The organism is Cellulosimicrobium sp. MI9406 (assembly GCF_040595865.1).
GTDB lineage: Bacteria > Actinomycetota > Actinomycetes > Actinomycetales > Cellulomonadaceae > Cellulosimicrobium > Cellulosimicrobium funkei.
Map to the genome: position 1 here is coordinate 308,524 of NZ_JALIZI010000001.1, position 18,139 is coordinate 326,662.

The 18,139-nt window shown below is 77.0% G+C and carries 17 protein-coding genes; 4 read left to right on the top strand and 13 right to left on the bottom strand.

Annotated features, from left to right (window positions below):
* Positions 1-32 precede the first annotated feature (32 nt).
* Positions 33-197, bottom strand: a complete 165-nt coding sequence (locus MT994_RS01320; protein ID WP_157446563.1) for a hypothetical protein — start codon at positions 195-197, stop codon at positions 33-35.
* A 308-nt stretch (positions 198-505) separates the two neighbouring features.
* Complete coding sequence (locus MT994_RS01325) at positions 506-934, bottom strand: VOC family protein (protein WP_194228992.1); 429 nt, start codon at positions 932-934, stop codon at positions 506-508.
* Positions 935-1,017: 83 nt separating this feature from the next.
* On the opposite strand from MT994_RS01325, the gene MT994_RS01330 reads away from it, so the two are divergent.
* Positions 1,018-1,746, top strand: coding sequence for a helix-turn-helix domain-containing protein (locus MT994_RS01330; RefSeq protein WP_354804771.1), 729 nt, complete (start codon positions 1,018-1,020; stop codon positions 1,744-1,746).
* 18 nt (positions 1,747-1,764) lie between these two features.
* Here the strand turns inward: MT994_RS01330 and MT994_RS01335 are convergent, their stop codons facing one another.
* From MT994_RS01335 to MT994_RS01365, 7 genes are all read right to left on the bottom strand, one after another.
* Positions 1,765-4,899: an AAA family ATPase gene (locus MT994_RS01335; protein WP_354804772.1), complete on the bottom strand. Its 3,135-nt coding sequence runs from the start codon at positions 4,897-4,899 to the stop codon at positions 1,765-1,767.
* Positions 4,899-6,185, bottom strand: coding sequence for an exonuclease SbcCD subunit D (locus tag MT994_RS01340; protein ID WP_354804774.1), 1,287 nt, complete (start codon positions 6,183-6,185; stop codon positions 4,899-4,901). The genes MT994_RS01335 and MT994_RS01340 overlap by 1 nt, the downstream gene beginning before the upstream one ends.
* 65 nt (positions 6,186-6,250) lie before the next feature.
* Entirely contained in the window at positions 6,251-6,625 is a 375-nt protein-coding gene (locus tag MT994_RS01345; protein WP_021483854.1) for an STAS domain-containing protein, read from the bottom strand.
* Between the two features lie 337 nt (positions 6,626-6,962).
* Complete coding sequence (locus MT994_RS01350; protein ID WP_137280931.1) at positions 6,963-7,496, bottom strand: YbaK/EbsC family protein; 534 nt, start codon at positions 7,494-7,496, stop codon at positions 6,963-6,965.
* A gap of 60 nt (positions 7,497-7,556) precedes the next feature.
* Complete coding sequence (locus MT994_RS01355; protein WP_249355944.1) at positions 7,557-8,090, bottom strand: DUF2087 domain-containing protein; 534 nt, start codon at positions 8,088-8,090, stop codon at positions 7,557-7,559.
* 126 nt (positions 8,091-8,216) lie between these two features.
* Positions 8,217-9,956: an ATP-binding cassette domain-containing protein gene (locus tag MT994_RS01360; RefSeq protein WP_354804776.1), complete on the bottom strand. Its 1,740-nt coding sequence runs from the start codon at positions 9,954-9,956 to the stop codon at positions 8,217-8,219.
* 221 nt (positions 9,957-10,177) lie between these two features.
* On the bottom strand, positions 10,178-12,235 hold the full coding sequence (locus MT994_RS01365; protein ID WP_354804778.1) for a D-alanyl-D-alanine carboxypeptidase family protein: 2,058 nt from the start codon (positions 12,233-12,235) through the stop codon (positions 10,178-10,180).
* Between the two features lie 197 nt (positions 12,236-12,432).
* Here MT994_RS01365 and MT994_RS01370 point away from each other — a divergent pair, with 197 nt between their 5' ends.
* Both MT994_RS01370 and MT994_RS01375 read left to right on the top strand, forming a co-directional pair.
* On the top strand, positions 12,433-12,951 hold the full coding sequence (locus MT994_RS01370; RefSeq protein WP_354804779.1) for a hypothetical protein: 519 nt from the start codon (positions 12,433-12,435) through the stop codon (positions 12,949-12,951).
* A 175-nt stretch (positions 12,952-13,126) separates the two neighbouring features.
* The gene (locus tag MT994_RS01375) at positions 13,127-13,699 is read left to right on the top strand and encodes a hypothetical protein (protein WP_021482147.1); all 573 of its coding nucleotides are present in this window, start codon (positions 13,127-13,129) and stop codon (positions 13,697-13,699) included.
* 240 nt (positions 13,700-13,939) lie between these two features.
* Here the strand turns inward: MT994_RS01375 and MT994_RS01380 are convergent, their stop codons facing one another.
* Positions 13,940-14,749: a tetratricopeptide repeat protein gene (locus MT994_RS01380; RefSeq protein ID WP_354804780.1), complete on the bottom strand. Its 810-nt coding sequence runs from the start codon at positions 14,747-14,749 to the stop codon at positions 13,940-13,942.
* A gap of 198 nt (positions 14,750-14,947) precedes the next feature.
* Between MT994_RS01380 and MT994_RS01385 the strand changes: the two genes are divergently transcribed.
* Positions 14,948-16,123, top strand: a complete 1,176-nt coding sequence (locus MT994_RS01385; RefSeq protein WP_232322677.1) for a GAF domain-containing sensor histidine kinase — start codon at positions 14,948-14,950, stop codon at positions 16,121-16,123.
* A gap of 12 nt (positions 16,124-16,135) precedes the next feature.
* Here the strand turns inward: MT994_RS01385 and MT994_RS01390 are convergent, their stop codons facing one another.
* From MT994_RS01390 to MT994_RS01400, 3 genes are all read right to left on the bottom strand, one after another.
* Positions 16,136-16,648 carry a GNAT family N-acetyltransferase gene (locus MT994_RS01390; protein ID WP_061267929.1) on the bottom strand — a complete coding sequence of 171 codons (513 nt, stop codon included), beginning with the start codon at positions 16,646-16,648 and terminating at the stop codon, positions 16,136-16,138.
* A 28-nt stretch (positions 16,649-16,676) separates the two neighbouring features.
* Entirely contained in the window at positions 16,677-17,150 is a 474-nt protein-coding gene (locus MT994_RS01395; protein WP_081599918.1) for a pyridoxamine 5'-phosphate oxidase family protein, read from the bottom strand.
* Between the two features lie 145 nt (positions 17,151-17,295).
* Positions 17,296-18,024, bottom strand: a complete 729-nt coding sequence (locus MT994_RS01400; protein ID WP_081599919.1) for a response regulator transcription factor — start codon at positions 18,022-18,024, stop codon at positions 17,296-17,298.
* Between the last annotated feature and the right edge of the window lie 115 nt (positions 18,025-18,139).

Genomic DNA, 18,139 nt, shown 5'->3' on the forward strand with positions numbered 1-18,139 from the left:
GGACCGTACCGGGGCGCGAGTCCCGACCGACGCTAGCGGGCGGCGGTGGCCGGGGACTGGCGGCGCGGTGCGTCGGCCCAGCGACGGCGCTCCGCCACGCGCGGGGCGACGCGGCCGACGAGACGGAGCTGCTCCCGGCGCGCGATGACCTCCATGCGCCGCAGCTCGCGCTCGAGCGGGGACGATGCTGCTGACATTGCTGCTCTCCTTCGACGGCTCCCGGACGACGCCGCCGGTCGCGGCCGTTCCCGGGAGGGGACGCGACGACAGCCGGCCGTCGCTCTGCTCCTCGAGGAGGGACGGACACGGGGCCGGTTCGTGACATCCGGCGTCGTCCGGCCGAGCCGTGAGCGGCAGCCCTGCGCCCGGCGCCGGGGGTCCTGCGCCCCAGCCCCGAACCGTGAGCCCGAACCGTGAGCCCGAGCCCTGAGCCCCGAGCCCCGAGCCCCGAGCCCTGAGCCCTGAGCCCTGAGCCCTGAGCGAGGCTCGGGGACGCGCGCGCCGACTATGCCGTGGGACGGGCGGACTCCTCGTACTGCTCGACGAACTCCCCCGTCGGCGGGACGGGCGTGATGACGTCCAGGAGCACCCCGTTCGGGTCGGCCGTGATGAAGTGCCGCTGCCCGAACGCCTCGTCGCGCAACGAGCGCAGGATCGGCAGTCCCGCGGCGACGAGGCGTGCGTGCACGGCATCGACGTCCTCGACCTCGAGGTTGAGCAGGAGCCCGCCCGCGCGACCCCGGCCGCTCTCCGGGATCGTCTCGTGGTCGCCGTCGAGCACGGCGAGGTTCACCGACGCGTCGTGCGCGGACTGGAGGTGGACGTACCAGTCGCTCGTGAAGAGCGGCCGGAAGTCCAGGTGGTCGCGGTAGAACGCGACGGTCCCTGCGACGTCGCCGGTCATGAGCACCGGGTACCAGCTCGTGATGCGCACGGTCTTCTCCTCGTCGTCGGCGACCGGGCGGTCGCAGAAACAAACAGTCTGTATGTATCGAGGATGGCCTACAGTCTGCCGGTATGCAAGAGCGCCGCCGGACCAACGCCGAACGCACCCACGCGACCCGCGCTGCCCTGGTCGCGGCCGCGCGCGACCTCTTCGTCCGCGCGGGGTACGCCGCGACGTCGACGCCCCAGATCGCCGCCGCCGCGCACGTCACGCGCGGCGCGCTGTACCACCACTACGCCGACAAGCAGGACCTCTTCCGCGCCGTCGCCGAGGCCGAGGCGGAGGCGGTCGCCCGGGAGATCGAGGAGCGCACCGCCGCGGATCCTGGCACGGCAACCCTGGAACGACCCGCCGCCCCCGACGCCCCCGACGCCCCCGACGCCCCCGACGCCCGCGCGATGCTCGTGGAGGGTGCGCGCGCCTACCTCGACGCGATGGGTGAACCCGGCCGCACGCGGCTGCTCCTCGTCGATGCACCCGCCGTGCTCGGCCCCGCAGAGGCCGACGCGCTCGACGCCCGCCACGCGCGCCGCACCCTGCGGGAAGGGCTCGGCGCGGCGCTCGGCGCCTGGCCCGGCGGGGGCAGCGCGAGCCATGGCTCCGGCGCGGGCGACGACGTCGCACGAGACCTCGCGGACGAGGAACGTCTCGACGCGCTGACGCTCCTGCTGTCCGCGGCGTTCGACCGCGCCGCCCTCGCGCTCGACGCGGGCGCGCCGCCGGGACCGGTGCGGGCTGCCGTGACCGAGCTCGTCGACCGCGTGTGCGCGCCGACGCCAGCGCCGCGCCCTCGGTCCTGACGGACGGCGCAGCCCCGGTCAGGCCCGCACGCTGAGCGTGCTGCCGCCGCCGGGGAGGCGGCGGACCTCGACGCGCTCCGCGACGGCCTGCTTGAGCGCCTCGACGTGGGAGACGACGCCCACGACGCGCCCGCCCGCGCGGAGCCGGCCGAGCGCCGCGAGGACGGCCTCCAGCGTCTCGGGGTCGAGGCTGCCGAAGCCCTCGTCGACGAACAGCGTCCCGAGCTCGATGCCGCCCGCCTCGGCCGTGACGACGTCCGCGAGCCCGAGGGCGAGGCACAGCGACACGTAGAACGTCTCCCCGCCGGACAGCGTGCGCGGGTCGCGCTCGCGCTCGGTCACGTGGTCGAGCACCTTCATCGCGAGGCCGCGCTTGTGCGCCCGCACGTCCTCGCGCGTCGCGCTGCGCACGAGCTCGTACCGCCCCGACGACATCTCGGCGAGGCGCTCGTTCGCCGCCGCGACCACGTCCTCGAACCGCTGCACGAGCACGAACGTCGCGAGCGAGAGCGCGTGCGCGTTGTCGCCCGTGCCCGACGCGAGCGCCGCCATGCGCACGACCGGTCCGGCCGCGTCCCGCGCCGCGGTCCAGCCGTCGACCGCCGCCCCGACGCCCTCGGCCGCCGTCCGGGCCTCCTCGGCCCGCCGCGCGACGAGCTCGTGCTGCCGCGCCGCGGCTCCGGCCACGGCCTCTGCCTCGGCGACGGCGGCGCGCGCGGCCGGGACGTCGGCCCGCGCGTCCTCGGGCAGGTCGGCGAGCGCCGGCTCCGCGAGACCGGTCGCCGTCGCGGTCCGCGCGGCGTCGTGCTCCGCGACGCGCTGAGAGAGCGCGTGCCGCTCGGCGTCGTCGAGCACCGCGGCGAGCGCCTCGGCCGCGTCCGCGAACCCGGACCGTGCGACGAGCGCGGCGACGTCGGCCGCACGCTCCTCGCACGCCCGCTGCGCCGCGGCGACGGCGCTGCCCGCGTCCGCGAGCGCGTCGATCGTGCGCACCCGGCCCTCCAGCGCGGCCGCGAGGACGGCGACGGGGTTGCGCGCGCCGCCCTCGTCGGCGAGCGGGTCGGGCAGGTCCACGAGCTCCACGAGCGGGCCCGCCGCGTCGAGCTCGGCGCGGATCTCGGCGCGGTCGCGCGCGAGGGCCGCCTCGGTCTCCTCGAGCCGCGCGGTCGTGCCCGCGACCGCTTCGGCGAGCCCGGCCGCCCGGGTCTCCAGCGCACGCGTCTCCGCGTCCAGCTCCTCGAGCTCGCGCTCGGCCTCGGCGCGCTCGCGCTCCGCGGCGCGCGCGGCGGCCACCAGCTCCTCCACGTCCGCGACCCGCTGTCCGGCCTCCTGCGGGGTCAGCCCGCCGGCGTCCCGACGACGGGCCTCGCACCGCTCGGCGAGCACCTGCGCCCGGGCCGAGACGTCGTGCAGCAGGCGCTCGGCGTCCGCGCGCTGCCGCTCGGCGCGCTCGACGTCCTCGACCGTCGGGTGGTCCTCGGCGAGCGGCGCCGGGTGCGGGTGCTCGGCCCCGCCGCACACCGGGCACGGCTCGCCGACGGCGAGGCCCGCGGCCAGCTCCCCGGCCAGACCCGCGATGCGTGCGGCCCGCAGCCGGGCCTCGTGCTCCACCGCCTCGTGCGCCCGGGCCGCGGCCCGTGCCCGCTCGGCGTGCGCCTCGGCCGCCTCGGTCGCGAGCGCCGCCGTCTGGCGCGCCGCCTCCTCGACCGCCCGGGCGCGATCCGCGCGCTCGCGGAGCACCCCGAGCGTGCCCGCGGTCTCCGCGAGGGACGCGACCCGCGTGCGCAGGGCGTCGCGGCGCGCCGGGCGTGCGTCGAGCTCGGCCAGCACGCGACCGCGCTCCTCCGCCGCCTGCGCGACCTCCTTGCGCCCGTCGGCGAGCTCGCGGTCGCGCCCGGGCAGCGACGCCCCCACCGGGACGAGCCGCGCCACGCGGACGGCCGCCGTCGCGACGTCGGCGCGCAGGGCCTCGAGCGTCGTCGGGTCGGCGTCGGTGAGGGCGACGGGCGCCCCGGTGCGCGCGAGCGCGAGCCGGTCGAGCGCGGCGCGCAGGGTCTGCTCGGCGCGCGCGAGGCCCTGGGCGGCCGGGGCGACGACCGCGGCACGTGCCGCCGCGTCCGCCCGACGGCGGCACTCGGCCACCGCCGCCTCCTCCTCGTCGAGGCGTGCCGCGTCGGCCCGCAGCCGGCCTCGCCGCTCCAGCGCGTCGTGCCGAGCGCGCTCGTGCTCGAACCGCTCACGTGCGGCGGCGAGCGTCGCGTCGGCCCCCGCCGCGCGCTCGGCCAGCGCCGTGGCCTCAGTGTGGAGGCGCGCGACGTGCGCGACGGCGAGCGCGTGCACGCCCGGCGCCGCCTCCGCAGCGGCCGGGGCCACCGGCTCGTCGTCCGCCCGCCGCAGCCGGTCGTCGTCGTCCGCCGCCTCGCGCAGCCGCCGCGCGTCGTCGGGCCCGAGCCCGGCAGCCCCCGCGAACCGCTCCGCCGCGCCCACGACGCCCTGCCGCGCGGCATCCGTGCGCGAGCGCGCCGCGCGCGCGAGCTCCGCCAGGCGCGCGGCGGCGCGGTGGTAGAGCTCCGTGCCGAAGACCTTCTGGAGCAGCACGGCCCGGTCCTCGGGCTTCGCGCGCAGGAACGTCGCGAACTCGCCCTGCGGCAGCACGACCGTCTGCACGAGCTGGCGCCGGTCGAGGCCCACGAGCCGGCGGATCTCGTCGCCCGCCTCGTCGAGCCGTGCGGACAGCAGCTCGCCCGCGGCGTCCTCGACCGCGTCCGGCGCGTCGGTGGGCGGCACCTCGGCGAGCCGCCAGAGCCGCACCGAGGCCTGCTGCGTCGTGGTGCCGGTGCCGCGCTTCTTGGGGCGGCGGTACTCGGGCGTGCGTCGGACGCGGAAGACACCCGCCGGGACCTCCAGCACGAGGTCGACGTACGACTCGACGTCCGGTCCCGCGAACGCCGAACGGAGACGGTCGTCGCTCGCGGCGTCGGAGGCGACCTTGCCGTAGAGCGCGAACACGATCGCGTCGATGATCGTGGACTTGCCGGCGCCCGTCGGCCCCTCGAGGAGGTAGATCCCGGACGCGCCGAGCGCCGCGAGGTCGATGTGGTGACGGCCCGCGAACGGCCCGATCGCCTGGAAGGTGAGGGAGTGCAGGTGCATCAGGCGCTGCGCTCCTCGGCGAGCGCGAGCTCGAACGCCTCGCGCAGCACGACGACCTCGGCCTCGCTGGGGGCGTGGCCGGAGACGTGCTCGACGAAGTCGCGCGCGACGTCCAGCGGGTCGCGCCCCGGCCCGACGGCGGTCACGACCTCCCGCTCGGCGACGCGCGGCGGGCGGTGCGTCACCTGGAGCGCGTGCGGGAACCGGGACCGGACGCGGGCGTACAGCTCGGCGGGCCGGACCGGGTCCGTCACGACGACGCGCAGCCAGTCGTCGACGTGCGGCTCGCCCGTCTCGCCGAGCAGCTCGTCGAGCGAGCCGGTCACCTCCGCGAGGCGGCGCGGCACGGGAGCGGCGACGAGCTCGACCGCCGCGTCGGCGTCCGTGCGGAGCCGGTCGACGTCGACGAGCGCGGTGGACTTGCGCTGGTGCAGCTCCGAGAAGGAGAACGCGAGGGGCGAGCCCGAGTAGCGTGCGACGGTCGCCACACCGCCCCCGACCTCTCCGCCGCCGACCTCCGGGACGGTGACGCGCTGCGGCCCGTGCAGGTGGCCGAGCGCCACGTAGTCCACCCCGCGGCCCGCGAACGCGGCGGCCGGGACAGCGTCGACGCCGCCGACGCGGATGTCGCGCTCGGAGTCCGACGCGAGACCACCCACGACGAACGCGTGCCCGACGACGACCGCCCGCACCCCCGGGTCCGCGGCGCGGCGCCGCGCGAGGTCGGCGCCCACCCGGCGCAGGGCCGCCCCCATGACGGCCTCGTGGGACCGCGCGAGCGGCCGCGGCCTCACCGGGTTGCCGCCCACGCCTTCGGCGCCCGGAGCGCCGGCGTCCGGCGCGTCCGCGAGGACGTGCCGGGCCGTGTCCGGGTCGAGGTACGGGAGCGCGTAGACGAGCAGCGGGGAGCCGTCGCCGCTCGCCGCACCGGGACGCGGGCCCAGGACAACGGGTGCACCGACGTCGGCCAGGCGCGCCCGCACGTGGACGCCCGGGCGCAGGAGGCGGTCGCCGAACCCGAGCCGGACGGCGGAGTCGTGGTTGCCCGGCGTGACGACGACGTGCGCGTGCTCGGCGAGCCGCGTCACCGCGTCCGAGAGGAGGGAGACGGCGTCGACCGGCGGGATCGCGCGGTCGTAGACGTCGCCCGCGACGACGACCGCGTTGACCGCCTCGGAGCGGGTCAGCTCGACGAGGTGGTCGAGGTGCGCGGCCTGGTGCTCCAGCAGGTCGACCCCGTGCAAGGTGCGCCCGAGGTGCCAGTCGGAGGTGTGCAGGATGCGCATGCCCGCACCGTACCGGCCGGTTCCCACAGCCCCGGGGACCCGGGGCGGCGGCGGGCGCCCGGGTGTCAGACGGCGCCGACGACCTCGATCGGGCCGGTCGAGGCACCGCTGCGCTCGACGGGGATGCGCCCGCCCATGCCGATCATGTCGAGCAGCTCGACGATGCTCGGCGACGGGTCCCGGAGCACGACCTCGCGGCCGTCCTCCTCGCCGAGCATGTAGAGCTGGATGATGAACGCGATGCCCGAGGAGTCGATGAAGGTGACGTCGGCGACGTCCACCACGACGCGCCCGCGGGTGTCGAGCACGTAGGACATCGCCTCGCTCGCGCGGTCGCGCAGCGCCGCGTCGACCTCGCCCCACATCGTCACGACCACGCCGCCGTCCGCCGGGGCGTAGACGATCCCGCTCGTCCGGTCGATCGCGCTGCCTGTGTCCACGGTTCCCGCTTCTCTCGAGTCGTCCTGCTGCTGTCGGCCGCCCCTCCGGACAACGTCCGGCGGTGGTGGCCTGTTCCCTGCGCCTGCCTCACGGCTCCGTCCGGTTGCCGGCCGTGACCGTCGGGCGGCGGGTCGGACCAGGCGACCGTGACCGGAGCACCCCAGAGTCTGCACCCGGCGCGGGGCGCACACCAGCCCGCGCGACGGTCGACCGCGACCTTCCTCCGAACCCTCACAACCCGGACCGCGCCGGTGCCTGCGCGCGCCTCCCGGAGCCCCGGGAGCGCCACGCTGAGGTGCAGCCCGGGCGGCGTCGCAGGGCTCGCTCCCGGACCCGCTACAGGGGCTCGGTGACGTCGGCGACCTGGGCCCCGAGGGCCGCCACGAGGGCCTGCCCGTCGACCGTCGCGGCCACGCCGTGCTCGCCCGCGCCGATCGAGACGAGGTGGTCGCCGTCACCCGGGGTCTCCGGGGTGGCCACCTCGCCCGCGACGTCCACCTCGTCCTCGCCGCGCACGGCGACCACGCGCACGTCCGCCACGACGGGCCACGCGTGCGTGGCGCCGAACGGCGTGATCGTGCCGCGCTCGTACCCCGTGACGTCGCGCGCGACCTCCTTGTCCGGCATGGACAGGCGCGACACCCCGAGCAGCGCGCGCAGCTTGGGCCACGAGATCTGCCGGTCGCCCGGGACGAGCACGAACAGGTAGTCGTCCTCCGCACGCCGCACGACGATCGTCTTGAGGACGCGCGCCGGGTGCACGCCGCGCGCGGCGGCGGCCTCCTCGAGCGACCCCACCCGGCCGTGCCGGGTGAGGGTGAAGTCGATGCCCGACGCCTCCAGCGCCGCCACGGCGCGCTCGCTGCTCATGAGAACCGACCCTAGCCCTCGCCCCCGACGCACGGGCTGCCGTAGCGGGGCCGCCGCCCGTCAGACGTCGTCGAACTCCGTCACGACGGTGCGCCAGTACTCGGCGCCGTCGCGCGTGCGGTGCACGAGGCCCGCGTCGACCATCGCGCGCCGCAACGACACCGGGTCCGCGGCGCGCGCCGCGAGCCGCTTGGTCAGCGTGAGCTCGGTGACGGGCTCCTCCAGCGGGAGCACCTGCGCCGCGAGGTACCGCACGACGAGCTCGCGGTCGCGCCACCGCTTCGGCATGCGCAGCAGGCGTCCGTCCGTGAGGAAGCGGTCGGGGCCCGTGGGGCGCGGCGTGGGGGCGGTCACGAGCAGGGCCGCGAACCGCTCGGGCGCCGCCCGCAGGAAGCCCGTCTCCTCGCGCACCACGACGCCCGCGGCGAGGAGCGGCGCGAGCCGACGGCGCTCGTCGGCCGACAGCACCGCCTCCGCGGGCCCCTCGGTCACGACGCGCGCGAGCACCTCGAGCCGTCCCGCGTCGGCGAGCGACGCGACCACCTGCTTCCACGCGTTGTCGGGCACCGGGGCGCCCGTCCGGTCGTCGTCCACCGCCCGACCCTACGCACGCCGCGCCGCGCACGGCCACCGCGTTCCCGGACCCCGCACCCCGTGCTCCACCTCCCGGGCCCGCCCGCGCCCCACCCCGCGGCCGGACCGACGAGCGCGGCGGGGACGTCAGGCGAGGTGCACGGCGTCGCCCTGCCAGCGGCGCCGCAGCCACCGGTCGTGCGACGCCACGACCACGGCGCCCGGCCACTCCTCCACGGCCTCCATGAGCTCGCCCGCGAGCGTGAGCGACACGTGGTTCGTCGGCTCGTCGAGGAGCAGCACGTCGGGCGCCTGCGTGACGAGCATCGCGAGCACCACGCGCCGGCGCTGCCCCACGGAGAGCTCCGCGAGCCGTCGCCCCAGGTCGCGCGGCGCGAGGAGGCCGTGCGCGTCCACGGCCGCGTCGCGCGCGTCCGCCGGGTCCACGCCCTGCGCGAGGGCGAGCAGCTCGCGCGGGGTGCGGTCGTCGTCGTGCAGGTGCACGTCCTGCTCGAGCAGCCCCACCCGGACCCCGCGCGCCCGGCCCACGGTGCCGGCGTCGGGCACGAGGTCGCCCGCGAGCACGTGCAGCAGCGTGGACTTCCCGGCGCCGTTGGCCCCGGTGACGAGCAGCCGGCTCCCCCGGGCGACCTCGATCGACGGGACGCCCGACGCCGCCATGTCGAGCCGGTCCGGCCGCTCGCCCGGGGCCGCCCCGGGCCCTCCGCGCCCGGGCCGGTGCACGACGACGCCCCGCGCCCACGCGACCACGTCGCCACCGCCCGGGGCGAGACGGGTCCCCCCGCTCGGCGTTGCGAAGCGCAGGGGCGGGGGCGGCTTGCGGACCTGGTCGCGCTCGAGCGCGTCGAGCCGCTGCTGCGCGTTGCGCACGCGCCGCGCGACCTGGCCCTGCACGCGCTCGCCCTTGAAGTCGTAGAGGATCTTCGCCTGATTGCCCCGCTCACGGTTCTTCGCGACGTCCCGGGCCGTCACCGCGACGCCGCGCCGCAGCTCCGCGAGCTCGGCCTGCTCCGCCTCGAAGCGCTGCTCCCAGCGCTCGCGCTCGACGCGCTTGGCCTCGAGGTAGTCGCCGTACGTGCCGCCGTAGAGGGTCCCCGCTCCCCCGCCGCGTGCCGCGTCCCTGCCGCCCGCGCCGCGGAGCGGCTCCGCGACCGGGTCGAGGTCGAGGATCTCGGTGCACACCTCGTCGAGGAACATGCGGTCGTGGCTCGCGAGCACCACGGCGCCCGGGAGCGCGCGCAGCGCCGCGGCGAGGAACTCCGCCGCGGCGTCGTCGAGGTGGTTCGTCGGCTCGTCGAGCAGCATCGCGCCCGGCTGGCGCACGAGCAGCGCGGCGAGGCCGAGCCGCGTGCGCTGGCCACCGGACAGCGACCCGACCTCGCGGCCGGCGACCCCGTCGACGTCGAGCCCGAGACCCGCGAGCGTGCGTGCGGCCCGCGCGTCGGCGTCCCAGACGTCGGCGAGCTCGGCGCGCGCGAGGGCGCGCGCGTACGCCTCCTCGGCACCGGGGACGGGTTCGCCGCCCGGGTCGCCGGCGAGGGCGAGCGCCGCCTCCTCGAGCTCGCGCTCGATCCCGCGGACGCGCACGAGCGCGTCGTCGACGACCGCGCGGACCGTCGTCGTCGGCGGGTACGGGAACTCCTGGTGCAGGAACCCGAGGTCCGCGGGCCGGCTCACCGTGCCGTCGTCGGGCGCGAGCGTGCCCGCGAGCACCCGCAGGAGCGTGGACTTGCCGACGCCGTTCTCGCCGACGAGGCCCGTGCGGTGGCCGGGGTCGACGGCGAGGTCGACGCCGCGCAGGACCGTGCGGCCCGCGAAGGACACGCGGACGTCGGACGCGCGCAGGACAGGGGTGGGACGTGCCATGGGTGATCACCTACCAGGTGCCCGGGTGGCGCGCGCTCGCCGCGGAGGGGCGGCGGGGGCCACGGCGACGGGCTCGACGGGACGGAGCGGCCGGGGCGGGTGAGGATCACATCGCGCCCGACGCTACGCCGTCGGCACGGGAGGCGCACGGCATTTTCCCGGCGGCGCCCTCGCGCCGGGCGCGGCCACGGTTCCGCCCGGGCCCGACGACGCCCCTCGGCTCAGGGGGTGGTCGGCTCCGTCCCGGGGGCCGTCGGGGCCTGGGTCGGCGCGACCGTGGGCTCGGGTGCCGGGTCCGTCGGCTCGGGTGACGGCTCGGGCTCGGGCTCGGGCTCGGGCGGCGGCCCGGACGAGACGACGATCGCGACCGTGCTTCCCGGCGCGACCTGGGTGCCGGAGCCCGGCGCGACGGACAGCACGGTCCCCGGCGCGGCAGGGTCGGCCTTCGTCGTGACGCTGACCTTCAGCCCGGCGCCCTGGAGCGCTGCCTCCACGGCGGCCTGCTGCTTGCCGACGAGGTTCGCCGGGACGGCGACGGTCGTGGGCGGCGGCGGGTCCGTGGGCTTCGTCGGCGGGGGTTCCGTCGGCGTGGGCGTGGGCGTCGGTGCCGGTGCCGAGGGCTGCGGCGCGGGCGGGGTCGTCGGCTTCGGCGCGGGGGCGCTCGGCGTCGCCGGCTTCTGCGGCGTGGACGGCGCGCTGCTCTCGGCAGGCGTGTACCGCGTCGGCATCTTGCCCGCCGCGAAGAACTCGAAGTGCCACGGCTCCGGCTTGGACCCGTTGGGCCGCGCCCACGCGGGGTTGTCCCAGCCGTAGTCCGGGCCGTGCGTGCGGAGCCAGACGTACTCGAGCGACGTCCCCGACGGCACGTTCCCGCCGACGTCGATCGCGAGCCCCCACCCGTGCTGCGACGTGCCGGGCACGGCCGCGAGGTAGGGCTTGACCGCCTTGAGGCGCACCTGCTCGTCGTACGGGCGGTACGCGTCGGTGATCTTCAGCGCGTACCCAAACTCCTTCTCGAACTCGGCGGCGAGGGCCTCGAGCTGCTCCGCGGCGTCGCAGCGCAGGCTCTTGCCCGGCGCGAAGTCGAGCGCGCACAGCGCCTCCGGCGGGATGCGGCCGTTCTGGTACTGCGCCGTCGAGCCCGCGTACCGCTCGACGACCTCGGCGAGCCGCTCCGCGAGGGTCGTGCCCGCGAGCGCCGTCGCCCCGGCGGCCGGGACGACCCCGACCGGCACGAGGTCGGTGCCGAGCAGCTCGGCGAGCGTCGTCGCGGAGGCGAGGACGTCCTCCAGCGTCACGTCGCCGTGCGCGTGGTCGTCGCCCTCGGCGTGGTCGCCGTCACCGCTGTCAGCCGAGCCGTCGGCCGGGTCCTGGGAACCGTCGAGCTCACCGGGGGCCACCCCGTCGGGCGCGGGCACCTCGTCCTCGGGCAGCGTCCGGTCGGCCGGGGACCCCGCGCCTCCCGGAGATCCCGTGCCGCCGGGGGCGGTCGGGTCCAGGGGTGTGCTCGTTCCGGGCGCCGGGCTCGGCGTGCCGCCGGGGCTCGGGGAGTCGCTCGGCGAGGGGTCGGTGGACGCGCCGGGGGACGGGCTGCTCGTCGGGCTCGGCGAGGGCGCGGTGGGCGTCGCCGCGGTGCGGACCGCGTCCGCCGCCGCGTCCCCGGCAGCGTCGACCGTCGCGGGCTGCTGCGCCGGGTCGGTCGCGGGGTCCTCGGCCTCGCCGTCCGTGCCCGTCGTGGTGTCGTCGGTGCCCGCGCCTGCGCCCGTGCCCGGGCCGAGCGGCTCCGGCAGCTCGGGGACCTGCGCGCCGTCGAGCGACTCGTCCAGGTCGAGGTCGCCGTCGGGCACGAGGGGCGCGGGGACGCGGCGGGCCGCGTCCTGCTGCGCGAGGTAGGTGGCCAGGAGCATGCCGAGCTCGGCGCGGGCCTGCTCGACGGGCGGGGAGACGTGGCCGTCGTCGAGCGCGTTGGCCGTCGCGAGGACCTCGATGGCGCCGTCGAGCTGCTGGCCCTCGTCGAGGCCGGCCCCGAGGGTGCTCGAGAGCGCCGCGACCTGGGTCGCCGTGGCCGTCTCCTGCGCGAAGAACGACGCGCCCGGGCGGGGCTGGGCGCTGCCGGCGAGTGCCGCGGCGAGCGTGATGGCGAGCGCCGAGGAGATGAGGACGTGCGACACGGCCCGCGCGCGTCGTCCGAACGACTCCGGGCCCACCGCGGCGGCGGGCGCGGGCTCGGGCGTCACGGGCGCGTCGTCCGCGCCCTCGTGCTCCGCCGTGGTGCTCACCGCTCACTCCCGTGCTTCGTGCCCTGCCACGGACCTGCGGTCCCGCACGCCGGATGTGCGCGTCGTCGCGCCCGACGTCACGGCTGCGCGCGCACACGATCGGTGTGCTGCACGCCACAGTGCCCTCGTCCGCCTACCGTACACCGCCTCCACGAGGCTCTCACCCCCGTCTCATGTTCGCGGTGGACAATCGCTCCATGAGTTCACCGACACGTCACCGCAGGTCAACGTCCCGCGCGCTCGGGCTCGGGGCAGCCGTCGCCGCGACCGTCGCGCTGGGCGGGTGCGCCGAGGACGGCTCGGTGAGCGTGCCGGAATTCACCCTGACGGGCGACGGGGTCCAGCAGTTCCTCGACGACGCGCGCTCCCAGGTCGAGACGATCGGCGAGGACGTCCGGTCGCTCACCGACGACCTGGGCACCCTCCCGGACGACACGCGCACCCGCGCCGAGGAGGCCGTCGCGTCCGCGCAGGAGGCCGCCGACGAGGCCCGCGCCGCGGCGGACGAGGCGGCGTCCGCCACGGACGAGACGCGCGCCCAGGCCGAGCAGCGCCTGGCCGACGCCGAGGCCGCGCTCGAGGACGCGTCCACCGAGCTGGGCGACGTCGCGGGCTCGCTCTCCGGTGCCGACGCCGCGGTGCGCGACGCGATCGAGAGCCTGCGCACCCGGGTCGACGAGCTCCGCGCGGACCTCGAGGACGCGTCGGGCTCCTGACCGCGCGGGCCGCGGGCGAGCGGCCCGCGCCCGGTATCGCCGGACCCTCGTCCGCACCGGGGACCTAGGTCCCCGGGCCCGGCGACTTTTGCCTGACGTCCACCCTTCCTTCACAGGGGTTTGCTTGGTCTCAGGAGCCCGACCGCACCGGACGGGTCGATGAGAGGGGACAGTGATGAAGGGGACGATCGAGCGGAACGCCAACGCGCCGCTCCCCACGGTCGAAGGCACCGAGCCGGAGACCCTCAGCCTCGCGGAGCGCGCCACGCGACCCACCCAGGTGGTGCTCGGCGTCCTGCGGATCACGATCGGGTTCTACTTCCTCTGGGCCTTCCTCGACAAGACGTTCGGGCTCGGGTTCGCCACCCCCGCCGAGCGGTCGTGGATCAACGGGAACAGCCCGACCACCGGCTTCCTGTCGAACCTCGAGGGCACGTTCTCGGGCTTCTTCAGCGGCCTCGCGGGGAACGCGTTCATCGACGTGCTCTTCATGGTCGGCCTGCTCGGCATCGGGCTCGCCCTGATCCTGGGCATCGGGATGCGGATCGCCGCGGTGAGCGGCACGCTCCTGCTCCTGCTCATGTACCTGGCCGAGCTCCCGCTCGTGACCAACCCGATCATCGACGACCACATCACGATGTCGCTCACGATCATCGCTCTCACGCTCCTCGGGGCGGGCAGCGTGCTCGGGCTCGGCAAGACGTGGAAGAGGATCCCGTTCGTCCAGCGCAACGCCTGGCTGGTCTGACGGTTCGACCGCCCGCCGTGTGCGGCGGGCCACGGGGCGACCGATACCGCGCGACGATCTGAGGCCGTCGCTGCAGGGAGTCGCTCCCGGGGGAAGAGGGGCGTGCGGGCGGTGGGGAGACCACCCGCACGTCCCGCCCTCCGCGCCCGGCAGGGCGACCGACAGCTCGACGGAGCCGGTCGCCCGCCGGGCGCCTTTCTGCGTGCCCGGCCCGCGGCCCGGTCCGGTGCGGCCCCGGCGTCAGCCGAAGCGGGCCAGCAGCTCCGCCGCCTGGGGATCGCCCTGGGCGGCCGCCTCGTGCCACAGGGCCATCGCCTCGGCGACGCGGCCCGCCCGGAGGCGGAGCACCCCGAGGCTCGTGCGCGCCGTCGGCTCGCCGGCGAGCGCCGCCTGCTCGAGCAGGTCCTCGGCGTCCGGCCCGCGACCCGCGCGCACGTAGAGGTCCGCGAGGGCCGCCGCGACGCGCGCCTCACCCGCCCCGGCCCACCCCTCGAGCAGCGCGACGGCGGCGTCCGGGGCGAGCGCGCCGCTGCGCACGAGCTCGACCGCCGCCTCCCAGCTCTCGCCCGACGTCGCCGCGAGGACGTCGTCGGCCGCGTCGCGCTCCCCCAGCTCGGCGAGCACCTGCGCGAGCCGCACGGCCGCGCCCTCGACACGCTGCGCGAGCTCGTACCAGCGGCGGGCCGCGTGCAGGTCGCCGCGCTCCGCCGCGACCTGCGCGGCCATGAACGCCCCCAGCGCGTCGCCCGCCAGACCGGCGAGCTCGAAGCAGCGGAACGCCTCCGCGGCGTCGCCCGCCTCGTGGTGCGCGACGCCCAGCCGGTACACGGCCCCGGGCACGCCCTGCTCGACGGCCGCCTCGTAGAACGGGACCGCGGCGGCCGGGCTGCCGAGCGCGCGCAGGTCGTCGGCGATCGCGACGAGCTCGGCCGGGTCGTCGGGGTGCAGGTGCCCGACGGCGGACCGCAGGTCCGCGAGGGCGCTCGCCGCGGCCTCGGCGGGCGCCCCGGAGTGCGGGGCGACGTCCGCGCCCTGGTCGGTGGTCGGCATGCGGCACCGCGTCCCTTCGGCCCCCTGCGTCGACGGCCCGGTGGTCCGGGACCTGCGCGACGGCGACGTGCGGCCGGCGGCAGGACGGCGTCGGACGTCCCGAGATGTGGACGCACGATAGCGCGGCGGTGTCGCCCACGTCACACCCCGGGCGAGACGGGTGCCGCCCGACCGCCGGGGTCTGGGAGACTGCATCGGGTGAGCGGAACGACCGACCTGCCGGCCAGCGCCGGGCAACGCGTGCTGGACGCCGTCGTGGCGGTGACGAGCGACCTCGACCTGCCGCAGGTGCTGCGGCGCATCGTCGACGCGGCGATGGAGCTCACGGGCGCCCGGTACGGCGCGCTCGGGGTGCTCGACGCCTCGGGGCGCGAGCGCCTCGCGCAGTTCATCCCCCTGGGCCTCTCGGACGACGAGGTCGCCGAGATCGACCACTGGCCGCACGGCGAGGGTCTGCTGGGCGAGCTCATCGACCACCCGGCGCCCATCCGCGTCCCGGAGATCGCCGACGACGTGCGCTCGGCCGGCTTCCCCGAGGGTCACCCGCCCATGCACACGTTCCTCGGCGTGCCGGTGCGGGTGCGCGACACGGTGTTCGGCAACCTCTACCTCACCGACAAGCAGGTCCCCGGGGGCGGGTGCGAGGAGTTCACCGCGGAGGACGAGGCGGCCGTGGTCGCGCTCGCCGCCGCCGCGGGCGTCGCCATCGAGAACGCGCGGCTCTACGGCCGGGCGAAGCAGGTCGGCGTCCTGGAGGACCGCGACCGGATCGCGCGCGACCTGCACGACGTCGTCATCCAGCGCCTCTTCGCGTCGGCCATGACGCTCATGAGCGTGCAGCCGCTCGTCAGCGACCCGAACGCGCGCACGCGCATCGAGGAGACCGTCTCCGACCTCGACGAGACGATCCGGCAGATCCGGTCCACGATCTTCGCGCTGCACACGGCCACGGACCCGGACGCGCCCTCGATCGAGGACCGGTTCCGCGCGCAGGCCGAGGCCGCGACGACCGTGCTCGGGTTCGCGCCCGAGGTCGACGTCGAGGTCGCGGCCGAGGGGTCCGGCGCGGGCGTGACCGACGGCGGCCCGAGCCTGCCGGCCGAGGTCGCGGACCAGCTCGTCGTCGTGCTAGGCGAGGCCCTGACCAACGTCGCCCGGCACGCGCAGGCGAGCCGCGTCGTCGTGCACCTGGCCGTCACGGCGCACGAGGCGCGCCTCACCGTCACCGACGACGGCGTGGGCATCCAGCCCGGCGGCCGGCGCTCCGGCCTGCGGAACATGCAGGCGCGCGCCGCCGCGCTCGGCGGGTCGAGCACCGCGACCGCCCGGCCCGACGGCGGCACCCGCCTCGAGTGGTGGGTGCCGCTCGGCTGACGCGCCGGGCGCTCAGAGCGTCCGGTGCATGACGTGCAGGCCGACGAGCCCGTGCACCGGGTGGTCGAACGCCTCGGGGACGGTCGCGAGGATCGTGAACCCCAGCGACTCCCAGAGCCGGACCGCGCGCTCGTTCGTCTCCACGACCGCGTTGAACTGCATCGCCCGGTAGCCGTCGGCGCGCGCACCGTCGAGCACGGCGCGCGCGAGCGCCCGGCCGACGCCACGCCCGGCTCCGTCGGGCCCGACGACGAAGCTCGCGTTCGCGACGTGCGCCCCGGCACCGGGGTGGTTGGGCAGGTACTTCGCCGTGCCGAGCACGGTGCCGCGGGCACCGTCCTCCGCCGGGACCGCGACGAGGACGCGCGCGCCCGGGGCGTCGAGCCACGCGGCCCGGGCGTCGGCCTCGGTGATGTCACGCGGGTACGTGTACGTCTCGCCCGCGCGGAAGACCGGCTCGAGCGCCCGCCAGATGCCGGGCCAGTCCGCGGGCGTCCCGGCACGCACCTCGATCGTCGCAGTCACCGGTCGAGCGTAGTGCGCGGGCCGCGGGTCAGCGCAGGATCCTCCGGCCGGTCACGATGCGCGGCACGACCTTGATGACGCGGTCGCGCACGCCGGGCACGAACGTCACGAGCGGGAGCGCGAGCAGCCGCGCGCGCTCCACCGGCTCGGTGACCTCGAACGTGCGGCCGACGAGCACGACGGACCACCCGGAGCGGGCGTCGGCGTCGAACGAGTCGACCTCGAACGCCACGACGGCGCGGCTGGCGGCCACCGCGAGCTTCGAGCCCTCCGCGGTCCGGAACACGACGTCCGGGCCGTCGAGCACGAAGTTCACCGGCTGGATCGCCGGCAGCGCGTGGTCGGTGTAGACGATCCTGCCCACGGGGACGGTCGCGAGGAGCGCGTAGCTCTCCTCCGGCGTGAGCTCCGCGAGCCCTGCCGAGGCGCGCGGGCGCTCGGCCGTCGCGAGCCCCCCGCTCCCCACCGGTGCCCCTGTCCCGGTCCGCTCGACTGTGTCCATCTCCACATCGTCGCGCCGCGGTGTCAGATCCGGGAGTGCCGAAGGTCCCGACGCCGCGCGGTCGCCCGGTCCGTGGGCGTCGGTCCCCGGACCGTGCGCGGGCGAGCCCTCGGGCCCCGTCCCGCCCTGCGGGTCGGTCCCGCCGTCAGGGACGCTGCGCCGGGCCACCGTGCTGCCGGTCCCCGGTGGGACCGCCCGCGCCCGGGGCGCCCTGGCGGGACGCCTCCTCCTGGCGCATCTCGGTCGCGAGGACCGCGACCTGGGTGCGGCGCTGCAGGCCGAGCGTCGCGAGGACGTGGGAGACGTAGTTCTTGACCGTCTTCTCCGCGAGGTAGAGGCGCTTGCCGATCTCGCGGTTCGTCAGGCCCTCGCCGATGAGCGCGACGATCTGGCGCTCCTGCTGGGACAGGCCCTCGAGGCGGTCCGGCGTCTCGTCCGCGGCGTGGCGCAGGCGCTCCAGCACGCGCGCGGTGCTCGCCGGGTCGAGCAGCGACCCGCCCGCCGCGACCGTGCGGACCGCGCCGACGAGGTCGGACCCGTGGATCTGCTTGAGCACGTACCCCGACGCCCCGGCGAGGACGGCCTGGAACAGCGCCTCGTCGTCGGCGAAGGACGTGAGCATGAGGCAGCCGACCTCGGGCAGCTCGGAGCGCACCTCGCGGCACACCTCGACGCCCGAGCCGTCGGGCAGGCGCACGTCGAGGATCGCGACGTCGGGGCGCGTCGCCTTGATGCGGGCGAGCGCGGAGGCGGCGGTGCCGGCCTCGCCGACGACGGTGATGTCACCGGCGGCCTCGAGCAGTGCGGCGACGCCGCGGCGGACCACCTCGTGGTCGTCGAGCAGGAACACGCGGATCGGGTGGGGAGAGCCCATGCCCTCAACGTAGCCGGTCGGAGGGGGATTCTCGCGCGCGCCCGCCCGTGGCGCCGCGGGTGCGGGACCTTCGTCCCGGTGGGTCGTGCCGAGCGTCCCGCGCGTCGGGGGCGGT

What these genes read in the sequence shown, in the direction of transcription:
- MT994_RS01320 (WP_157446563.1), bottom strand. Translation starts at nt 197, where the DNA reads ATGTCAGCAGCATCGTCCCCGCTCGAGCGCGAGCTGCGGCGCATGGAG.
- MT994_RS01330 (WP_354804771.1), top strand. Translation starts at nt 1,018, where the DNA reads ATGCAAGAGCGCCGCCGGACCAACGCCGAACGCACCCACGCGACCCGC.
- MT994_RS01335 (WP_354804772.1), bottom strand. Translation starts at nt 4,899, where the DNA reads ATGCACCTGCACTCCCTCACCTTCCAGGCGATCGGGCCGTTCGCGGGC.
- MT994_RS01340 (WP_354804774.1), bottom strand. Translation starts at nt 6,185, where the DNA reads ATGCGCATCCTGCACACCTCCGACTGGCACCTCGGGCGCACCTTGCAC.
- MT994_RS01350 (WP_137280931.1), bottom strand. Translation starts at nt 7,496, where the DNA reads ATGAGCAGCGAGCGCGCCGTGGCGGCGCTGGAGGCGTCGGGCATCGAC.
- MT994_RS01360 (WP_354804776.1), bottom strand. Translation starts at nt 9,956, where the DNA reads ATGGCACGTCCCACCCCTGTCCTGCGCGCGTCCGACGTCCGCGTGTCC.
- MT994_RS01370 (WP_354804779.1), top strand. Translation starts at nt 12,433, where the DNA reads ATGAGTTCACCGACACGTCACCGCAGGTCAACGTCCCGCGCGCTCGGG.
- MT994_RS01375 (WP_021482147.1), top strand. Translation starts at nt 13,127, where the DNA reads ATGAAGGGGACGATCGAGCGGAACGCCAACGCGCCGCTCCCCACGGTC.
- MT994_RS01380 (WP_354804780.1), bottom strand. Translation starts at nt 14,749, where the DNA reads ATGCCGACCACCGACCAGGGCGCGGACGTCGCCCCGCACTCCGGGGCG.
- MT994_RS01395 (WP_081599918.1), bottom strand. Translation starts at nt 17,150, where the DNA reads ATGGACACAGTCGAGCGGACCGGGACAGGGGCACCGGTGGGGAGCGGG.
- MT994_RS01400 (WP_081599919.1), bottom strand. Translation starts at nt 18,024, where the DNA reads ATGGGCTCTCCCCACCCGATCCGCGTGTTCCTGCTCGACGACCACGAG.